Origin of the sequence: Brevibacterium sp. VCM10, from assembly GCF_000583215.1 — a bacterium.
Classification (GTDB): domain Bacteria; phylum Actinomycetota; class Actinomycetes; order Actinomycetales; family Brevibacteriaceae; genus Brevibacterium; species Brevibacterium linens.
Window position 1 is genome coordinate 88320 of the sequence record NZ_JAJB01000033.1, and the last position, 16222, is coordinate 104541.

The 16222-nt window shown below is 65.6% G+C and carries 15 protein-coding genes; 10 read left to right on the top strand and 5 right to left on the bottom strand.

Features of this window, described 5'->3' with window-relative positions; translation table 11 throughout:
- Positions 1–79 precede the first annotated feature (79 nt).
- From nrdE to AD89_RS19950, 4 genes are all read right to left on the bottom strand, one after another.
- Positions 80–2206 (bottom strand): class 1b ribonucleoside-diphosphate reductase subunit alpha, encoded by a 2127-nt coding sequence (gene nrdE, locus AD89_RS0110745; RefSeq protein WP_231488591.1) that lies wholly within the window; start codon positions 2204–2206, stop codon positions 80–82.
- Positions 2207–2211: 5 nt separating this feature from the next.
- Entirely contained in the window at positions 2212–2625 is a 414-nt protein-coding gene (gene nrdI / locus AD89_RS0110750; RefSeq protein ID WP_025778729.1) for a class Ib ribonucleoside-diphosphate reductase assembly flavoprotein NrdI, read from the bottom strand.
- A 2-nt stretch (positions 2626–2627) separates the two neighbouring features.
- Positions 2628–2873: a glutaredoxin-like protein NrdH gene (gene nrdH, locus AD89_RS0110755; protein ID WP_025778731.1), complete on the bottom strand. Its 246-nt coding sequence runs from the start codon at positions 2871–2873 to the stop codon at positions 2628–2630.
- A 421-nt stretch (positions 2874–3294) separates the two neighbouring features.
- Positions 3295–3456: a hypothetical protein gene (locus tag AD89_RS19950; RefSeq protein WP_155807414.1), complete on the bottom strand. Its 162-nt coding sequence runs from the start codon at positions 3454–3456 to the stop codon at positions 3295–3297.
- A gap of 312 nt (positions 3457–3768) precedes the next feature.
- Here AD89_RS19950 and AD89_RS0110765 point away from each other — a divergent pair, with 312 nt between their 5' ends.
- From AD89_RS0110765 to AD89_RS0110795, 7 genes are all read left to right on the top strand, one after another.
- Positions 3769–4764, top strand: a complete 996-nt coding sequence (locus AD89_RS0110765) for an AAA family ATPase (protein ID WP_025778733.1) — start codon at positions 3769–3771, stop codon at positions 4762–4764.
- A gap of 12 nt (positions 4765–4776) precedes the next feature.
- Complete coding sequence (locus AD89_RS0110770; RefSeq protein WP_025778735.1) at positions 4777–5661, top strand: DUF58 domain-containing protein; 885 nt, start codon at positions 4777–4779, stop codon at positions 5659–5661.
- Positions 5648–6100, top strand: a complete 453-nt coding sequence (locus AD89_RS0110775; protein ID WP_025778736.1) for a hypothetical protein — start codon at positions 5648–5650, stop codon at positions 6098–6100. Before AD89_RS0110770 ends, AD89_RS0110775 begins: the two co-directional genes overlap by 14 nt.
- Complete coding sequence (locus AD89_RS0110780) at positions 6091–7065, top strand: vWA domain-containing protein (RefSeq protein WP_025778738.1); 975 nt, start codon at positions 6091–6093, stop codon at positions 7063–7065. The genes AD89_RS0110775 and AD89_RS0110780 overlap by 10 nt, the downstream gene beginning before the upstream one ends.
- A complete protein-coding gene (locus tag AD89_RS0110785) occupies positions 7062–8252 on the top strand; it encodes a vWA domain-containing protein (protein WP_025778740.1) in 1191 nt (396 codons plus the stop codon). Before AD89_RS0110780 ends, AD89_RS0110785 begins: the two co-directional genes overlap by 4 nt.
- Entirely contained in the window at positions 8249–9031 is a 783-nt protein-coding gene (locus AD89_RS0110790; RefSeq protein ID WP_025778742.1) for a hypothetical protein, read from the top strand. The genes AD89_RS0110785 and AD89_RS0110790 overlap by 4 nt, the downstream gene beginning before the upstream one ends.
- 70 nt (positions 9032–9101) lie before the next feature.
- On the top strand, positions 9102–10289 hold the full coding sequence (locus tag AD89_RS0110795; protein WP_025778744.1) for a histidinol-phosphate transaminase: 1188 nt from the start codon (positions 9102–9104) through the stop codon (positions 10287–10289).
- Between the two features lie 83 nt (positions 10290–10372).
- On the opposite strand, the gene AD89_RS0110800 is transcribed toward AD89_RS0110795, so the two are convergent.
- Positions 10373–11794 (bottom strand): PucR family transcriptional regulator, encoded by a 1422-nt coding sequence (locus AD89_RS0110800; RefSeq protein ID WP_025778745.1) that lies wholly within the window; start codon positions 11792–11794, stop codon positions 10373–10375.
- A gap of 144 nt (positions 11795–11938) precedes the next feature.
- On the opposite strand from AD89_RS0110800, the gene speB reads away from it, so the two are divergent.
- From speB to AD89_RS0110815, 3 genes are read left to right on the top strand one after another with little or no spacing between them, the layout of a single operon-like run.
- Entirely contained in the window at positions 11939–12949 is a 1011-nt protein-coding gene (gene speB / locus AD89_RS0110805) for an agmatinase (RefSeq protein WP_025778747.1), read from the top strand.
- Between the two features lie 2 nt (positions 12950–12951).
- Positions 12952–14655: a thiamine pyrophosphate-binding protein gene (locus AD89_RS0110810; protein ID WP_025778749.1), complete on the top strand. Its 1704-nt coding sequence runs from the start codon at positions 12952–12954 to the stop codon at positions 14653–14655.
- A gap of 24 nt (positions 14656–14679) precedes the next feature.
- A complete protein-coding gene (locus AD89_RS0110815) occupies positions 14680–16206 on the top strand; it encodes a sodium:solute symporter (RefSeq protein WP_025778750.1) in 1527 nt (508 codons plus the stop codon).
- The last annotated feature ends 16 nt before the right edge of the window (positions 16207–16222 follow it).

The window sequence follows — 16222 nt, forward strand, 5'->3', positions numbered from 1 at the left end:
TATGCGCGGGCCCGGCCGGTGGGACGGGGCCCGCACGAAGCCGGCGGACCGATTCACATCGGTCCGCCGATTCCATTGATCAGAGCATGCAGGAGACGCAGCCTTCAACCTCCGTGCCCTGCAGAGCGAGCTGCCGGAGCCGGATGTAGTAGATGGTCTTGATCCCCTTGCGCCAGGCGTAGATCTGCGCCTTGTTGATGTCACGAGTGGTGGCGGTGTCCATGAAGAACAGCGTCAGCGACAGGCCCTGGTCGACGTGCTTCGTGGCCTCGGCATACGTGTCGATGATCTTCTCGTAGCCGACCTCGTAGGCATCCTGATAGTACTCGAGGTTGTCGTTGTCCATGAAGGGAGCCGGGTAGTACACGCGGCCGACCTTGCCCTCCTTGCGGATTTCGATCTTCGAGGCCACCGGGTGGATCGACGAGGTCGAGTTGTTGATGTACGAGATCGAACCGGTCGGCGGCACGGCCTGGAGGTTCTGGTTGTAGATGCCGTGCTCGGCCACCTGAGCCTTGAGCTCTCGCCAGTCGTCTTGGGTCGGGATGTGCACGTTCGCTGCGGAGAACAGTTCGGCCACACGAGCGGTGCGCGGCTGCCAGGCCTCATCGGTGTACTTGTCGAAGTATTCGCCGGTGGCGTACTTCGACCGCTCGAAGCCGGCGAAGGTCTCACCGCGCTCCTTCGCGATCTCCATCGACGCGCGCACACAGTGGTAGGCGACGGTGTAGAAGTACATGTTCGTGAAGTCCAGGCCCTCATCGGAGCCGTAGTAGATGTGCTCCCGAGCCAGATAGCCGTGGAGGTTCATCTGCCCCAGTCCGATGGCATGCGACATGTCGTTGCCGCGGGCGATCGAGGGCACGGACTGGATGTTCGAGGTTTCGGCGACAGCGGTGAGTCCGCGGATCGCGGTCTCGATGGTCTGACCGAAGTTGTCCGAGTCCATCGTCAGAGCGATGTTGAGCGAACCGAGGTTGCAGGAGATGTCCTTGCCGACGACATCGTAGCCGAGATCATCGTCGTACTTGCTGGGCTCGGAGACCTGGAGGATCTCCGAGCAGAGGTTGGACATGATGATCTTGCCGTCGATCGGATTCGCCTTGTTGACGGTGTCCTCGAACATCACGTACGGGTAGCCGGACTCGAACTGGATCTCGGCCAGAGTCTGGAAGAATTCGCGGGCGTTGATCTTCTTCTTCTTGATCGCCGCGTTGTCGACGAGCTCGGTGTACTTCTCGGTGACATTGATGTCGGAGAAGGGCACACCGTAGACGCGCTCGACGTCGTAGGGGCTGAAGAGGTACATGTCCTCGTTGCGCTTGGCCAGCTCGAAGGTGACGTCCGGGATCACAACGCCCAGGGACAGGGTCTTGATTCGGATCTTCTCATCGGCGTTCTCGCGCTTGGTGTCGAGGAACTTGTAGATGTCTGGGTGGTGGGCGTGCAGGTACACGGCACCGGCGCCCTGACGCGCTCCGAGCTGGTTGGCATAGGAGAACGAGTCCTCGAGCAGCTTCATCACGGGGATGACGCCGGAGGACTGGTTCTCGATCTTCTTGATCGGGGCACCGGATTCGCGGATGTTCGTCAGGGCGAAGGCCACACCGCCGCCGCGCTTGGACAGCTGCAGAGCGGAATTGATGGAGCGGCCGATCGACTCCATATTGTCTTCGATGCGCAGCAGGAAGCAGGAGACGAGCTCACCGCGCTGCCTCTTTCCGGCGTTGAGGAACGTCGGGGTGGCCGGCTGGAAACGGCCGGCGATGATCTCGTCGACGAGCTGGGTGGCCAGCGTCTCGTCGCCACGGGCCAGGAACAGAGCGACCATGACGACGCGGTCCTCGAAGCGTTCGAGGTAGCGCTTCCCGTCGAAGGTCTTCAGCGTGTAGGAGGTGTAGAACTTGAACGCACCGAGGAAGGTCTGGAAGCGGAACTTCTGATCATAGGCGCGCGTCGACAGCTGTTCGATGAACTCGAACGAATACTGCTCCAGGACCTCGGGCTCGTAGTAGTCCTTCTCGACGAGGTAGTCGAGCTTCTCCTTGAGGTTGTGGAAGAAGACGGTGTTGTTGTTCACGTGCTGCAGGAAGTACTGGCGGGCAGCCTGCTTGTCACGTTCGAACTGGATCCTGCCGTCCTCGTCGTACAGGTTCAGCATCGCGTTGAGCGCGTGGTAATCCAGATCCGTCTCTTCGCGGATGATGTCCTCTACATTGCGGTCTTCAGCGAGCTCGCGCACAGTTTGTCCAATCCTAGGTTGACAGCGTCGACATCATCCTGAGTGCCCAGGAGTTCGACTCGATACATGAGGGGTACTTGACACTTTGCCGCGACCTTGACGGCCGCACGGCAGTAGTCCTCGCCGAAGTTCGTGTTTCCGGCGCCGATGACACCGACGAGATGACGTCGGTTCTCTTCGACATTGAGGAATCTGATGACTTGCTTGGGAACAGCCCCGCGATTGCGGCCGGCCCCATATGTGGGGGTGACGAGAACGAATGGCTCATCCACTCGCAGCGTCGGCTCCGTGGTCAACGTCGGCAGCCGCACTGCCGGGTGACGCAGCTTCGCGACGAAGCGGTGCGTGTACTCGGAGTTGGCAGAGAAGTAGACCAGCAGCATTGTCAGGCCACGACGGACGCAGACTGTTCGCCGGTCAGGGTGGCGATCTTGTCGGGACGGAAGCCCGACCAATGGTCGTTGTCGGTGACGACGACGGGAGCCTGCATGTAGCCCATCGCCTTGACGACATCGAGGGCGTTCTCGTCGACGCTGAGATCGACCGACTTGTACTTCAGGCCCTTGGCGTCGAGAGCACGGTAGGTGGCGTTGCACTGGACGCAAGCTGGCTTGGTGTACACGGTGATCATGACGACTCCTTCAATCTGCTGTGCAGTTCGGCATTCTGATGACTGTGACCGTGTCCCGTCAACTGCTCGATCATGATGAATATCACCAGGCGCAGGCTCAGGGGTGACCACTAGATGTTGTGTTCGGGTTAGACCTTACCCCTATATCCAGTGTTACACCAGTGTCATTCGAAGGTTCCACACCCTGTGTCATCACCGTCCACAATCGTCCACAGGCTGTGAACGACACTCGTGTAGTTCGATCACCTGCGCGGACGCTGGCATCGGCGGCTTCCAGGTTCATTTTCGGCTCTTTTTCCACCGACGTTTTCCACCGCTTTCCACAGGAAAACTTTTTGCCTGTGGGCATGTCGCGGACCCTCCGTCCGACGATTCCGAACTTTCTCGTGCGGCACCGGTCACGTCGGGGTGGAGGCGATCATCACATCGCCTCGTCACGGCTCGCAGGGACCGACGCACCACCTGTCGTGCGGACCGGGCCGGCCGCCTCGGTGCGGACCGCATCGGCGACCCCGGTGCGGACCGGGCCGGCCGCGTCGGTGACGGTGGTCTCCTCCGGATATGTTCGGGGTTCGCTTCGCACCTCCTCCCTGACCGTCGTCTGTCTCATCGACGTTACAGATCGGCCCTGACATGAGATGGCCCGGCTGTGAACGGGGAGTGGCAGATCCCCTGCGACTCCTCTGCGTCCGGCTCTGCCTCCGGCTCTGCGACCGACTCTGCGACCGGGCGGACGATCGAGGCCGGAGTCGGAGGTGTGTCAGCACTGCAACGTCGACGGCTGTTGCGTGTCAGTGCCACCCAATATGCTGGAGACCACAGAAACGCACCGCACTGCGTGACTGACGAGCACAGTGACACCGAGCGACCAGTGACACCGAGAGACTGAGGGACCATGACGGCAACGGCACCGGCGAACACGCAGGAGATCGCGCACGCACAGACGATCCTCAAGGCCTTGGAGTCCTACCTCGACCATTTCGTCGTCGGGCAGCAGCGGCTGCGCGAATCCCTGCTCATCGGGCTCCTCTCCAGCGGTCATCTGCTGTTGGAGAGCGTGCCGGGGCTGGCGAAGACCACGGCCGCCGCCGCGTTGGCCAATGCCGTGGACGGACAGTTCTCCCGCATCCAGTGCACCCCTGACCTGCTGCCGGCCGACATCATCGGCTCGCAGATCTACAACGCGCATGAGGGCTCGTTCAATACGGTGCTCGGCCCCGTGCATGCGAACATCGTCCTCCTCGACGAGATCAACCGGTCATCGGCGAAGACCCAGTCGGCGATGCTCGAGGCCATGCAGGAGAAGCAGACGACGATCGGCGGCAAACGCTTCGAACTCCCCCGCCCCTTCCTCGTCATGGCCACCCAGAACCCGATCGAGCAGGAGGGCACCTACCAGCTGCCGGAAGCTCAGCTCGATCGGTTCATGATCAAGGATCTGCTCACCCACCCGAACCCCGGCGAGGAGGTCGAGATCCTCTCCCGCCTCGACTCCGGAGTCTTCGACAAGGATTCGGTGCCCGATCCGGCCTGCACCCTCGACGATGTCGTGACCATGCAGAGCTATGCCCGCACCGTCTACATCGACCCGGCCATCACCCGCTACCTCGTCGAACTCGTCCACGCCACCCGCAATACGACGAAGTACCTCGGGCGATTCGCCCCGTACATCGAATACGGGGCCAGTCCGCGTGCCTCCATCGCGTTCACGAACGCCGGCCGGGCGCTGGCGATGATCCGCGGCCGCAACTACGTCATCCCCGAAGACATCAAGGACCTCGCCCACAGAGTGCTGGCCCACCGCATCCAACTGGGCTTCGAAGCCGCCGCCGAGAACATCACGAGCGCCCAGATCGTCGACGCTCTCCTCATGGCCGTGCCCACCCCCTGAGCGGCGATACCCATGACTGTCCTGCTCAATCGCATCAAGGCGCGGATGACCATCCACGCCCACCGGCGGACCCGGCGTCTCCTCGACGGGGACTACTCCTCGGTCTTCCACGGCCACAGCCTCGACTTCGATGATCTGCGCGACTACATCCCCGGTGACGAGGTCCGCGACATCGACTGGAAGGTCACCGCCAGACACACAGAGCCCCTGGTCAAACGCTATGTCGCCCACCGCAGGCACATCCTCGGACTCGTCGTCGACACCTCCCGCAACTTCGACGCCGTGACCTCCGCCGGCGCCGACAAACGCCACCTGGCCATCCTCATGGCCGGCATGGTCGGCTACCTCGCCGTCCGCCACGCCGACGACGTCATGCTCATCCACGGACACGCGAACCACACCACTGCCTCCCCGCGGAAGGGCAGCGAGGCCCACCTCGAGCACCTCCTGCAGCAGATCCTCGCCGAGACCGGCACCACCTCCCCCGGGTCGATCAACACCCAGCTGCAGTGGATCACCAGCCACATCAACCATCGGATGCTGCTGGTCGTCATCTCCGATCAGGCCCCGCTGGGCCCGGAGGCCGAAGCGACGATCCGCCGGCTGCGCGCCCAACACGAGGTCCTGTGGATCACGATCACCGACGCGGACCTCGCGGGTCTGCCGGCCGCCTCGGCGCCGTTCGACGTCGCCCGCCCCGACCACGGGTTGCCGACCTCGGTGATGACGAAACCCGAGGTCCGACAGGAATTCGCCCTCGCCGAGGCGGCCCGCCGTCAGCAGCGGAACGACCTTCTCGCCAAGCTGGGCATCGCCCACATCGAAATCGATCACCCGAAGTCGGCCCTCGGCCGGCTCCACACTCTTCTGCTGAGGCATCGCCGTGGGCCCAGCTGAGCTCATCGGGCCCCTGGAGGTCTCACCGGCGTGGTACGTGGCAGCCTGCTTCGTGCTGCTGCTGGTGCTCGGAAATTTCTTCGCCCCGCTCTTCCGCTCCGCTGCCGGAGTCACCGCAGCGGCGGGTCCGCGCATCCCGATTCCCGTGCGCAGCACCTACCTCTCCCGCATCAGCGCCGTGGAGACGGGCTTGAGCGCCGAGTCCGCGGACGTGCGCGCATCGGCACAGGAACTGGCAGCGATCGTACGCGAATTCGCCCATGACGCGTGGGGCGTCAAAGCCGAACATCTGACCTACCGCGATGCGGCCGTCGCCGGTCTCGACGACCTCGCCGACTGCCTGCTCGGCCTCTACGAGGCGGAGTTCGCCGAAGCGGAGCCGGCAGGTCTGCAGCCGCAGATTGCCGAGGCCAGGAAGCTGGTGGCGCGATGGTCCTGATGTTCTGGTGGCTGGCGCTCATCCTGCTGGTCCTCGCCGCAGCCGCGGTGTTCTTCTTCCGCCGTCCGAAGCAGACGGAGTCCTCACTGGCCGTGGCCCACAGCGGACGGATGACGAGCCTGCCGAGTTTCCGCAGAGCCATGCGCAGACGCCTGGTGACCACGGTCGCCCTCCTCGGCGTCGTCGTCCTCACCGGACTGTCAGCGCTGGCGGGAATCGCCCGCCCGGCCTGGATCGAGACGGTCAACCCGGAACGGAAGATGCGCGATGTTATGCTCTGCCTCGACGTGTCCGGCTCGATGCTCGGCTACGATGCGGATCTGCTCGAGTCCTACCAGGAGCTCGTCGACCGCTTCGACGGCGAACGCATCGGACTGACCGTCTTCAACGCCACCGCGGTCTCCGCATTCCCGCTCACCGACGACTACGACATGGTCCAGAACTACCTCGCCGAAGCCGAGGAGGGGTTCCGCACCTGGGGTGCCGAGGGCACCGACTACTCATGGTCGACCTCGCCCCCGAACATCGGCGGCTCCTCGCTCATCGGCGACGGGCTCGTCAGCTGCGTCGACAACTTCGACCGACAGGACGAGGACCGGTCCCGGTCGATCATCTTCGCCACGGACAATATGCTCGCCGGTCAGCCGCTCTTCGAACTCAACGAAGCCGCCGATATCGCCGTCGAGGCGAAGGTCCGCGTCTACAGCCTCTCCCCTCCCTCGGTGCTGACGACCACCCAGACGAAGGAGTTGCGTTCCGTGTCCGACCGCACCGGCGGCGAACAGTTCGACATGGGTTCGGCCTCGACGATCGACCGCATCGTCGAGGAGATCCAGAGCCAGGAGGCGGCGAACACGCCCGGGCGGTCGTACACGATCGTCCATGACATGCCGATGGTTCCGCTCGGCATCGCCGTCTTCGGCCTCGCCGGAGTGTTCGTGCTGGCATGGAGGACGAAATCATGATCTTCGATCCCGTGTTCACCTGGTTCGGCTGGGGCTTCCTCGTCCTCGCCCTGCTCACCGTGTGCATCATCCCGGTCATCCGCGGCGACGGTCCGCGCTGGAAGTGGTTCGCCCGCATGGGCGTCGTCGCCCTGCTCGCGCTCGCTCTGGCCCGCCCCGGTGTCCCCATCAAATCCTCGACCGAGGAGTACGAGGCGCGAGCCGATGTGTACTTCGTCGTCGACGTCACGACGTCGATGGCCGCCGAGGACTTCGACGGCAACGACACCCGTCTGACCGGGGTCAAGGAGGACATGCTCGAACTCGCCGATGCCTTCCCCGGCACCCGGCTGAGCATCATCACCTTCGCGTCGACCGCAGCCACCGTGATGCCGCTGACGACCGATCACTCCGCCTTCGCCTCCGCCGTCGACGTCCTCGAACCCGAGTCGTCGATGAACTCGAGGGGCTCATCGATCACCGAGGCCGGTGAGGAGCTCGAGAAGCGGATGACGTCGAACGATGAGGACCGCCCGGAGAACAAGAACGTCGTGTTCTACTTCGGCGACGGTGAGCAGACCGTGTCGGAGACCCCGGACTCGTGGTCGTCGTTCGCGTCCCGCATCGACAGCGGAGCCGTCTTCGGATACGGCACCGAACAAGGCGGGAAGATGCGCGACAGCCAGCCGTTCGGCTACGGGTCCGGAGTCGGTGATCCCGGCACTGCGCCCGGCATCGGCGACCCCGATGACCCCGACGACGATCAGGCACCACCCGAATACGTCCAGGACCGCAACGGCGAACCCGGGATCTCGACGATCGACGAGGGCAACCTGCGCCGGATCGCCTCTGACCTCGGCGTCGACTACCACCACCGCGACGGAAACGGCGCGATCTCCAGCGTCTACACCGCTCCGAAATACGATCAGGCCCTGGTGAGGAAGGACGGCCGGGTCACCGTCGACGAATACTATTGGGTCCCGCTCATCCTCGTCTTCGCGTGGATCGCCGTGGAACTCGTCTTCGGAGTCCGCGAATATCTTCGCCTCAAGGCGATCACCCCGAAACGCCCTCGCCGAGGCGGCCCACCCGGTCCCGGCGGCCCGGTTCCCTACCAGCAGGTCCCCCAGCAGGCCGTTCCCCATCAGGCGGTTCCCCATGGGCCGTCGCCTCACCAATCAGCGCCCTACCGGGGAGGTCCGCGATGAACCGGCTGCAGAATCTGTGGTCACGGCTGCGTCGGATCACGAAGATCAACCTCGTCCTCGGCACGATACTCGCCCTGGTGTTCGGCTATATCGCGATGGCCACCTATTTCGGAACGGCCTCGCAGGTCCGATACACCTCGAATGACTTCCCCGGTGCGAAGAAGGCGGCGACGGCGTTCCTTCGGGTCAGCCCGTTCCAACGCCACATCGGCTACTTCAACCGCGGCACCGCCGAGGCGGCCGTCGGCGATTTCGATGCCGCCCAGACCGACCTCGAATCTGCTCTGGAGATCGCTCCGACCTCGGCCGAGTGTGCGGTGCGGATCAACCTGTCCTATGTCTACGAGAAGCAGGCAGATCAGATCGCCTCGCAGGACCCCGACCAGTCGCAGGAGCTCTACGACCGATCGCTGAAGACGCTCGAGGACGCGCCCGAGGAGTGCCAGCCGAAGAAGAGCGAAGAGAAGCAGAAGAGCAGCCAGGCGAAGGAACGCGTCGAGGACAAGAAGCAGGGCGAGAAGGCCAAGGAAGAGGGAACCGACGACAGCGAGTCCGATGACGAGGATTCGCAGGATCAGGACTCCGACGACGACACATCCTCCGGAGACGAGGGCCAGGACTCCGACGAGGAGAAGACGCCGGACGATTCCTCCGGCAAATCCGAACGTGAGAAGAAGCGAGACGAGCTCGAGAAGCGCCGCGAGGACTCCGAACGCCAGCAGCGACAGCAGGGCCCAGGCGGCGACGGCGGCCGATCGACCCCGGAGAAACCCTGGTGATCACCGGCTCGGGCCTCCGATCGCTCGGGCGAGAGGCTGCGGCGCCGCTGCCCTGTGACATCATGAGTCCATGACCGTCTCCGACCCCAGCGCCTCAGATCCTGCTCCGTCCTCCACGCCCGGAACGTCGTCGTCGAACGCATCCGGCTCCGCCGCTTCGGTGTCCCCCTCCCCCGCGGCCGTGCCGCGGCTGCGGGCCGCTCTGGAGACCTTCCCTCCCTATATTCCGGGCAAACCTCCCCGCCGCGTCGACGGCTTGGAGTCGTTCAAACTCTCCTCGAACGAGAACTTCCTGCCTCCCCTGCCGGCAGTCCTCGACACCATGGTCGCCCATGCGACGAACCCCGCGCTCTACCCCGACGATGCCGCACTGGCCCTGCGTCAGGGACTGGCCGACCGCCTCGGCGTCGGACTGGATCAGCTCGTCGTCACCACCGGAGCCAGCGAACTGCTCGTCGCACTGACCCAGATCACCTCGGACGCCACCACCGAGGCGATCTATCCGTGGCCGTCGTTCGAGATGTACCCGCAGACCACCGGGCTCGCCGGTTCCACTCGCCACGAGGTGCCGCTGACGCCCGACGGCCGTCACGACCTCGACGCGATGGCGGCGGCGATCACCGAGGCCACCAGCCTCATCATCCTGTGCTCACCCAACAACCCGACCGGCCCGGTGCTGCGCGACGACGAGGTCCGCGCTTTCCTCGACACAGTCCCTGCCCACGTCCTCGTCGCCCTCGACGAAGCCTACTGGGAGTTCGCCACCGCACCCGGCCGAGCCGATGGACTCGGTCTCGTCCGCGACTATCCGAATCTCGTTCTGCTGCGCACCTTCTCCAAGGCCCACGGGCTCGCCGGACTGCGCGTCGGCTACGCCGTCGCCCACCCGCCGGTCATCGCAGGACTGCTCAAGGCCGTCGTCCCCTTCGGCGTCACCGACCTCAGCCAGGCCGCCGCCCTCGAATCCCTCAATCACTGGGACGACGTGCTCGAGCGGGCCGGCGAGATCGCACAGACCCGCGATGCCTTCGCGGCCGCTCTGCGCGAACAGGGCTGGGACGTGCCCGAAGCACAGGCGAACTATGTCTGGCTGCCGTTGGGTGAGAAATCCGATGCCTTCGAAGACGCCTGCGTCGAGCAGGCCGTGGCGGTGCGCAACCTCGGTGCCGGTGTGCGCATCAGCATCGGCGAGGACGAAGCGCTGGCCCGGGTGCTTGAGATCGCCGAACGCTTCCGCATCGAACACTTCGAGGAGTAGTCAGCGAGCACAGCCGGGCAGAAGACTGCCGCGCAGAACACTGTGCCGGGCAGCCGGTGAGAGGTCAGCCTTGAGAGGTGAGCCTAGAGTTCGGCGAGTTCGAGGGCCATCGACACCGCCTGACGCGTTTCGGCACGGGAGAGGTCGCGGCCGAGCAGCTTCTCGATCTTCGCCAACCGTGCCCGCACCGTATGCCGGTGGACTCCCAATTCGGCGGCGATGCGCTCCCGTGCCCCGGAGGCGGCGATGAACACCCGCAGAGTCTCCAACAGCTCCTGACCACCACGGGCCCGGAAGAGCTCGCCGAGGACACGATCGACGAACCGGTCGGCAGCCTCCTCATCGACGGCCGAGAGCAGCGCCCTGACCTCGGACGCCTCGGACTCATGCTGCGTCCGCCACAGCATCCACGTGTGATGGAGCTGCCCCAACGGCAGCCTCTTCTCCGCAAGCACGTCCAGGCCGGTGACCTCGGCTGCCTTCGCCACCAGCTCATCGAGCCCACGCTCCTGCGCCCCGACGACTCCGAGCAGCGAACCGGTGCGGATGAGCAGACTCCGCCCGACGATGTCGGCGATGAGGCGTTCGGCGGAGTCGCCGCGGACACCGCCGAAGATGTGCATCCCCACTGTCGCCACCGGCGCCAGACCCGTCACCCGCGTCCACTCCCCGCGCGCCTGACCATCGGCCAGATCGGTGTCGAAGAGCAGCGACCGACCGGAGGGAACGGGCAGATCCGCCAACGACATCGCCAACAGCGCCGCGGCGGTCGACAGCAGCAGGGCACGTGTCTTCGGGGATCCGGCCGCCTCGGCGGGGGTGAGAATCCACCCGAGCGGATGGTCACCGCCGATCGGAACGGCCTCGACGATCCGCGAACCGGTGCGGATCAGTCGAGGTCCCGCCGTCGGTTTCAACGACTCCTCGATGAGCGCCGAACGCACGTCGGCCTCGGCATCGTCCCCGCTCAACGCCCGCCCGGTCGGCGAGACGAACCGGACCGGAGCCTCCAGCGTCTCCGCCAGATCGGCCACGAGAGCAGCAGGCCCCTCACCGGCCAACGCGGTCGCGAAACGACGTGCGGCGCTGCTCGCCCGGGTCAGCTCCCTGTTGGTCTCGGCCTCACGCATCCGGGTGAAGGCATCGACGACGGCGACGAACGGCACCGGCTCGGGCACTCCGAACAGCGCCAGCCCCGCCTCCTGCGCGGCGGCGACGAGCTTCGGCGGGACCTGCTGCCACGGCAGGTCGGAGCCCAGACCGATGCCGAGCGCATGCACGCCGACGGACTTGAGGCGGCGCACATAGTCCGCAACCGTGTCCCCGCCGAGGTCCTGGCCGACCCCGATCGTCAGCAGCACCTCACCGCCGGCAAGCCATTCGTCGACCTCCGGAAGCTCCGAGGAATGGACGATCGTGACATCCTGCTCAGCTGCGGTGGGCGAATCGACGATGACGTCGAGCGCGAGTTCGGTGCGTGACCAGATCTGCTCCAAGGTGACCATGCACCCGATTCTATCCACATTGGACAGCACCGAGTTTAATTACTCCACTTTGGATATCTGTGTTGTGTGACCCAGGTCCTAGGCTGAGGACACAACCTCCGACCCATCGGGGTCGGGTCAGCCGCCACGACGAAGGAGAAGCCAGTGACGTCTCAGCCGCTCGGCCCTGCCGACTACAGCAAGACACCCCGCTACGCGGGCCCCCCGACGTTCGGACTGCTGCCTCGCATCGACGAGGTCGAAGCCAAACGGCCCGGCGAGAAGATCGACGTCAAGGTCATCGGCATCCCCTTCGACGCCGGCGTCAGCTACCGTCCCGGCGCCCGCTTCGGACCCGCTCACATCCGCCAGTCCTCGAAGCTGCTGCGCCCCTACAACCAGGCCACGAACGTCCACCCGTTCACCTGGCAGCAGGTCGCCGACTGCGGTGACCTCGGCGTCAACCCCTTCGACATCGAAGAGACCATCACCACCGTCGAGGCCAACGCCGACGCGATGCGCGCCGATGGCGCCAAGCTGCTCACCCTCGGCGGAGATCACACCCTGGCACTGCCGAACCTGCGTTCCCTGCACAAGACGCACGGGAAGATCGCCGTCCTCCACTTCGATGCGCATCTGGACACCTGGGACACCTACTTCGGTGCGCCCTACACCCACGGCACTCCGTTCCGCCGCGCCAGCGAAGAGGGTCTCATCGATATGACCGCGTCGATGCACATCGGCATCCGCGGTCCGCTCTATGGGAAGAAGGACCTCGAAGACGACGAGGTGCTCGGCTTCCAGATCATCCGCAGCGACGAATACCAGTTCACCTCTGTCGCCGACGTCGTCGCCCGCATGCGGGGTCGTCTCGGTGATGCGCCTGTCTACATCTCCGTCGACATCGACGTCCTCGATCCGGCGGCCGCTCCCGGCACCGGCACCCCCGAGGCCGGCGGAATGACCAGCCGTGAGCTGCTCAATTCGATCCGCGGACTCCAGGGACTGGATGTCGTCGGCGCCGAGATCGTCGAGGTCGCCCCGGCCTACGATCACGCCGAGGTCACCGGACTCGCCGCCGCCCATGTCGGCTACGAGATCCTGTCCCTGTGGGCGGCTGAGAACAACGGAATCACGGCGCCCTCCGGCCCGTCCGGCAGCGCCCTCGGAGTCTGAGCATGAACGACGAACACAACGTCCGCAACGGCGGTCGCGCGGTGGTGGCGACCCTGGCCGCCCACGGTGTCGATACGATCTTCGGCATCCCCGGCACCCACAACCTCGAGTTCTACCGGCATCTGCCGGAGTTCGGGATCCGCGCCGTGACACCGCGGCACGAGCAGGGAGCCGGCTACGGTGCCGACGGGTACTACCTCGTCTCCGGCAAACCCGGGGTCGTCATCACGACCTCGGGGCCGGGACTGACCAATGTCATCACCGCCGCCGCGACCGCCTATGCCGAGTCCCGCCCGATGCTCATCCTCTCCCCCGGTGTGCCCACCGGTTTCGAACGCGCCGACGTCGGCATGCTCCACGAGACGAAGGACTCCTCCGGGGCGGTGGGTCACCTCCTCGTGTCCTCCCAGCGCACCCGCACCGCCGAAGGCGCCGCTCAGGCCGTCGCCGAGGCGTTCGCAATGTTCGACTCGGCCCGTCCCGGACCCGTGCACATCGAGGTTCCCCTCGACGTGCTCGAGGGGGCATGGAACGGCAGCGTCCCGGTCCCGTTCGCGAGACGCCGCCCTGGACTCGACGATCATGTCGTGGCCCGTGCCGCCGAGGCGATCCGTACGGCCAAGCGCCCGCTGGTCATCGCCGGCGGCGGAGCCCGGCGCGCTCACGCCGAGGTTGCCCGTCTCATCGAGGCCCTCGACGCTCCCCTGGCGACGACGGCCAACGGCAAGGGCATCGTGTCCGAGACGCATCCGCTGTCACTGGGTTCGAACGTGCGCTTCCCCAGCGTGCAGGCCGAGTCCGCGGCTGCCGATGTGCTCATCGTGCTCGGATCCGAACTGGCCGACTCCGACCTGTGGGGCGGAGCCATCGGCGCGCAGACACGCATCGGCGTCCGTGATGACTCGGTCTCGCAGACCGTCATCCGCTGCGATATCGACCCCGACCAGCTGAACAAGAACCTTCCCGGGGACATCCTCGCCTGTGCGGACGCCGGCGAGTTCCTCACCGCGCTCATGAGCGCGCTCGAATCCGCACCGGCCACGGCCGCCTCGGCGAGGAATGCCGGAACGGATGCGTCCGAACGACACGGATGGGCCGCCTCGGCGACAGAATCCGGGGCCTCCCGGGTCGCCCGGATCCGGGAGAGCTGGGCCACCGAATTCGACTTCGACGCGATCGGCGCCAGGGTCACACGGCTCGTCAAAGAGGGAGCGGGATCGACCGTCGTCATCTCCGGTGACTCCTCGCAGGTCACCTACGACGGCACCGTGCACGCCCTGACGGCGAGCACACCCGACCAGCTGCTCTACATGCCCGGATTCGCCACCCTGGGGTACGGCATTCCCGCCGCGCTCGGGGCGAAGCTCGCCGACCCTGCGCGTCCGGTCGTGTGCATCCTCGGCGACGGTGCGGCCATGTTCTCCATCCAGGAGCTCATGACCGCGGCCGAGCTGGGACTGGGCATCCCCTTCGTCGTCGTCGACAACGGCGGATACGCGGAGATCGAAGGACAGATGGTCGACCGCGACATCGAACCCTTCGCCGTCAGGCTCGCCCGCCCGGACTTCGCGAAGCTCGGTCAGTCCATGGGCGGGGCCGGGGTGACGATCGCCGAGGCGGACATCGACTCCGCCCTGCCCTCCGCCATCGCCGAGGCGCTCGATCGCAGGGTGCCCACTGCCATTCACATCACCGTCGGCCACTGAGCCGATCCAACAGAGAGGGTCACCGTGGACTCTGCAATTGTCATCATCTATCTCGCCGCCATGGTGGGATTCGGAGTCTGGGGCCGATTCAAGGCCCATAACCAGGAGGACTTCCTCGTCGCCGGGCGCCGCCTCGGCGGGCTGCTCTACACCGGCACGATGTCGGCCGTCGTCCTCGGCGGCGCGTCGACGATCGGCGGTGTGGGCCTCGGCTACACGGCCGGACTGTCGGGCATGTGGCTCGTGTTGTCGATCGGCTTGGGCATCATCGCGCTGTCGCTGTTCTTCGCGCCGAAGATTCAGAAGCTCGAGATCTACACGGTCTCGCAGATGCTCGAACTCCGCTACGGCAGGGGCTCCCGGTTCGTCTCCGGAGCGATCATGACCGCCTACGGTCTGATGATCTCGACGACGTCGACGGTCGCCTACGCGACGGTCTTCCATACCCTGTTCGACCTCAACAAGGTGTGGTCGGTGCTCATCGGCGGCGGCATCGTCATCCTCTATTCGATGCTCGGCGGAATGTGGTCGATCACGCTGACGGACTTCGTGCAGTTCTTCATCCAGACGATCGGCATCTTCCTCATCATGCTGCCGCTCGTGCTCTCGAAGTCCGGGGGCATCGGTCAGCTGTTCTCCTCGCTGCCCGACACGCACACCTCACCGGTGGGCATCGGCTGGCAGGGGATCCTCGGCTACATCCTCATCTACACCCTCGGTCTGCTCATCGGCCAGGACATCTGGCAGCGCGTGTTCACCGCCCGCAGCCCGGGAGTGGCCCGGTGGGGCGGATTCTCCGCGGGCGTCTACTGCCTGCTCTACGCCGCGGCCGGTGCGCTCATCGGCATGGCCGCGACCACGATCGTGCCCGGCATCGAGGTCCAGGACGATGTGTTCGCCGCCGTCGTCGATGCCTCCATGTCGCCGGTGCTCGGCGGAATCGTGCTGGCTGCGGCGCTGGCCGCAATGATGTCGACGGCGTCCGGTTCGCTCATGGCCGCCTCGACCGTCTGCCGCCAGGACATCGTCGAACCGATCCTCGCCCGCAAGGACATCGTGCCGGCCTCGGCCGGATCGTCTGCGGACGGCGCAGCGACGGATGGGTCGGCCGCCTCGGCGAATGGAACCGGATCGGGAACGAGCGCGAGGTCGACGCTCGTACGGTCGCTGGTGCGCGAGACCGGTGACGAGGTGCGCGACTCGCGCATCTACCTCATCGTGCTCGGTGTCGTCACCCTGGTGCTCGCGATGATCATGCCCAGCGTCGTCGAGGCGCTGACCGTGGCGTACAACCTGCTGGTGGCCGGCCTGTTCATCCCGATCCTCGGCGGCCTCGTGTTCAAGCGCGGCACGATCGTCGGCGTCATGGCCGGCATGATCCTCGGTGCCGTGACCACCGTGGTGGTGATGATCACGATGGGCATCTACTCGAACGAGGCGATCTACCTCGGCCTCATCGCCTCGCTGGTCGGCTACCTCGTCGGGTCCTTCGCATCGAAGCCGACCTCCCCGGAGGTCATGGCCGCCTGGAAGGAACGCATCAACCGCTGATTACTACCTGACGGCG

Coding starts and splice junctions, on each gene's coding strand:
- nrdI (WP_025778729.1), bottom strand. CDS start 2,625: ATGCTGCTGGTCTACTTCTCTGCCAACTCCGAGTACACGCACCGCTTC.
- nrdH (WP_025778731.1), bottom strand. CDS start 2,873: ATGATCACCGTGTACACCAAGCCAGCTTGCGTCCAGTGCAACGCCACC.
- AD89_RS0110765 (WP_025778733.1), top strand. CDS start 3,769: ATGACGGCAACGGCACCGGCGAACACGCAGGAGATCGCGCACGCACAG.
- AD89_RS0110770 (WP_025778735.1), top strand. CDS start 4,777: ATGACTGTCCTGCTCAATCGCATCAAGGCGCGGATGACCATCCACGCC.
- AD89_RS0110780 (WP_025778738.1), top strand. CDS start 6,091: ATGGTCCTGATGTTCTGGTGGCTGGCGCTCATCCTGCTGGTCCTCGCC.
- AD89_RS0110785 (WP_025778740.1), top strand. CDS start 7,062: ATGATCTTCGATCCCGTGTTCACCTGGTTCGGCTGGGGCTTCCTCGTC.
- AD89_RS0110790 (WP_025778742.1), top strand. CDS start 8,249: ATGAACCGGCTGCAGAATCTGTGGTCACGGCTGCGTCGGATCACGAAG.
- AD89_RS0110795 (WP_025778744.1), top strand. CDS start 9,102: ATGACCGTCTCCGACCCCAGCGCCTCAGATCCTGCTCCGTCCTCCACG.
- AD89_RS0110800 (WP_025778745.1), bottom strand. CDS start 11,794: ATGGTCACCTTGGAGCAGATCTGGTCACGCACCGAACTCGCGCTCGAC.
- AD89_RS0110810 (WP_025778749.1), top strand. CDS start 12,952: ATGAACGACGAACACAACGTCCGCAACGGCGGTCGCGCGGTGGTGGCG.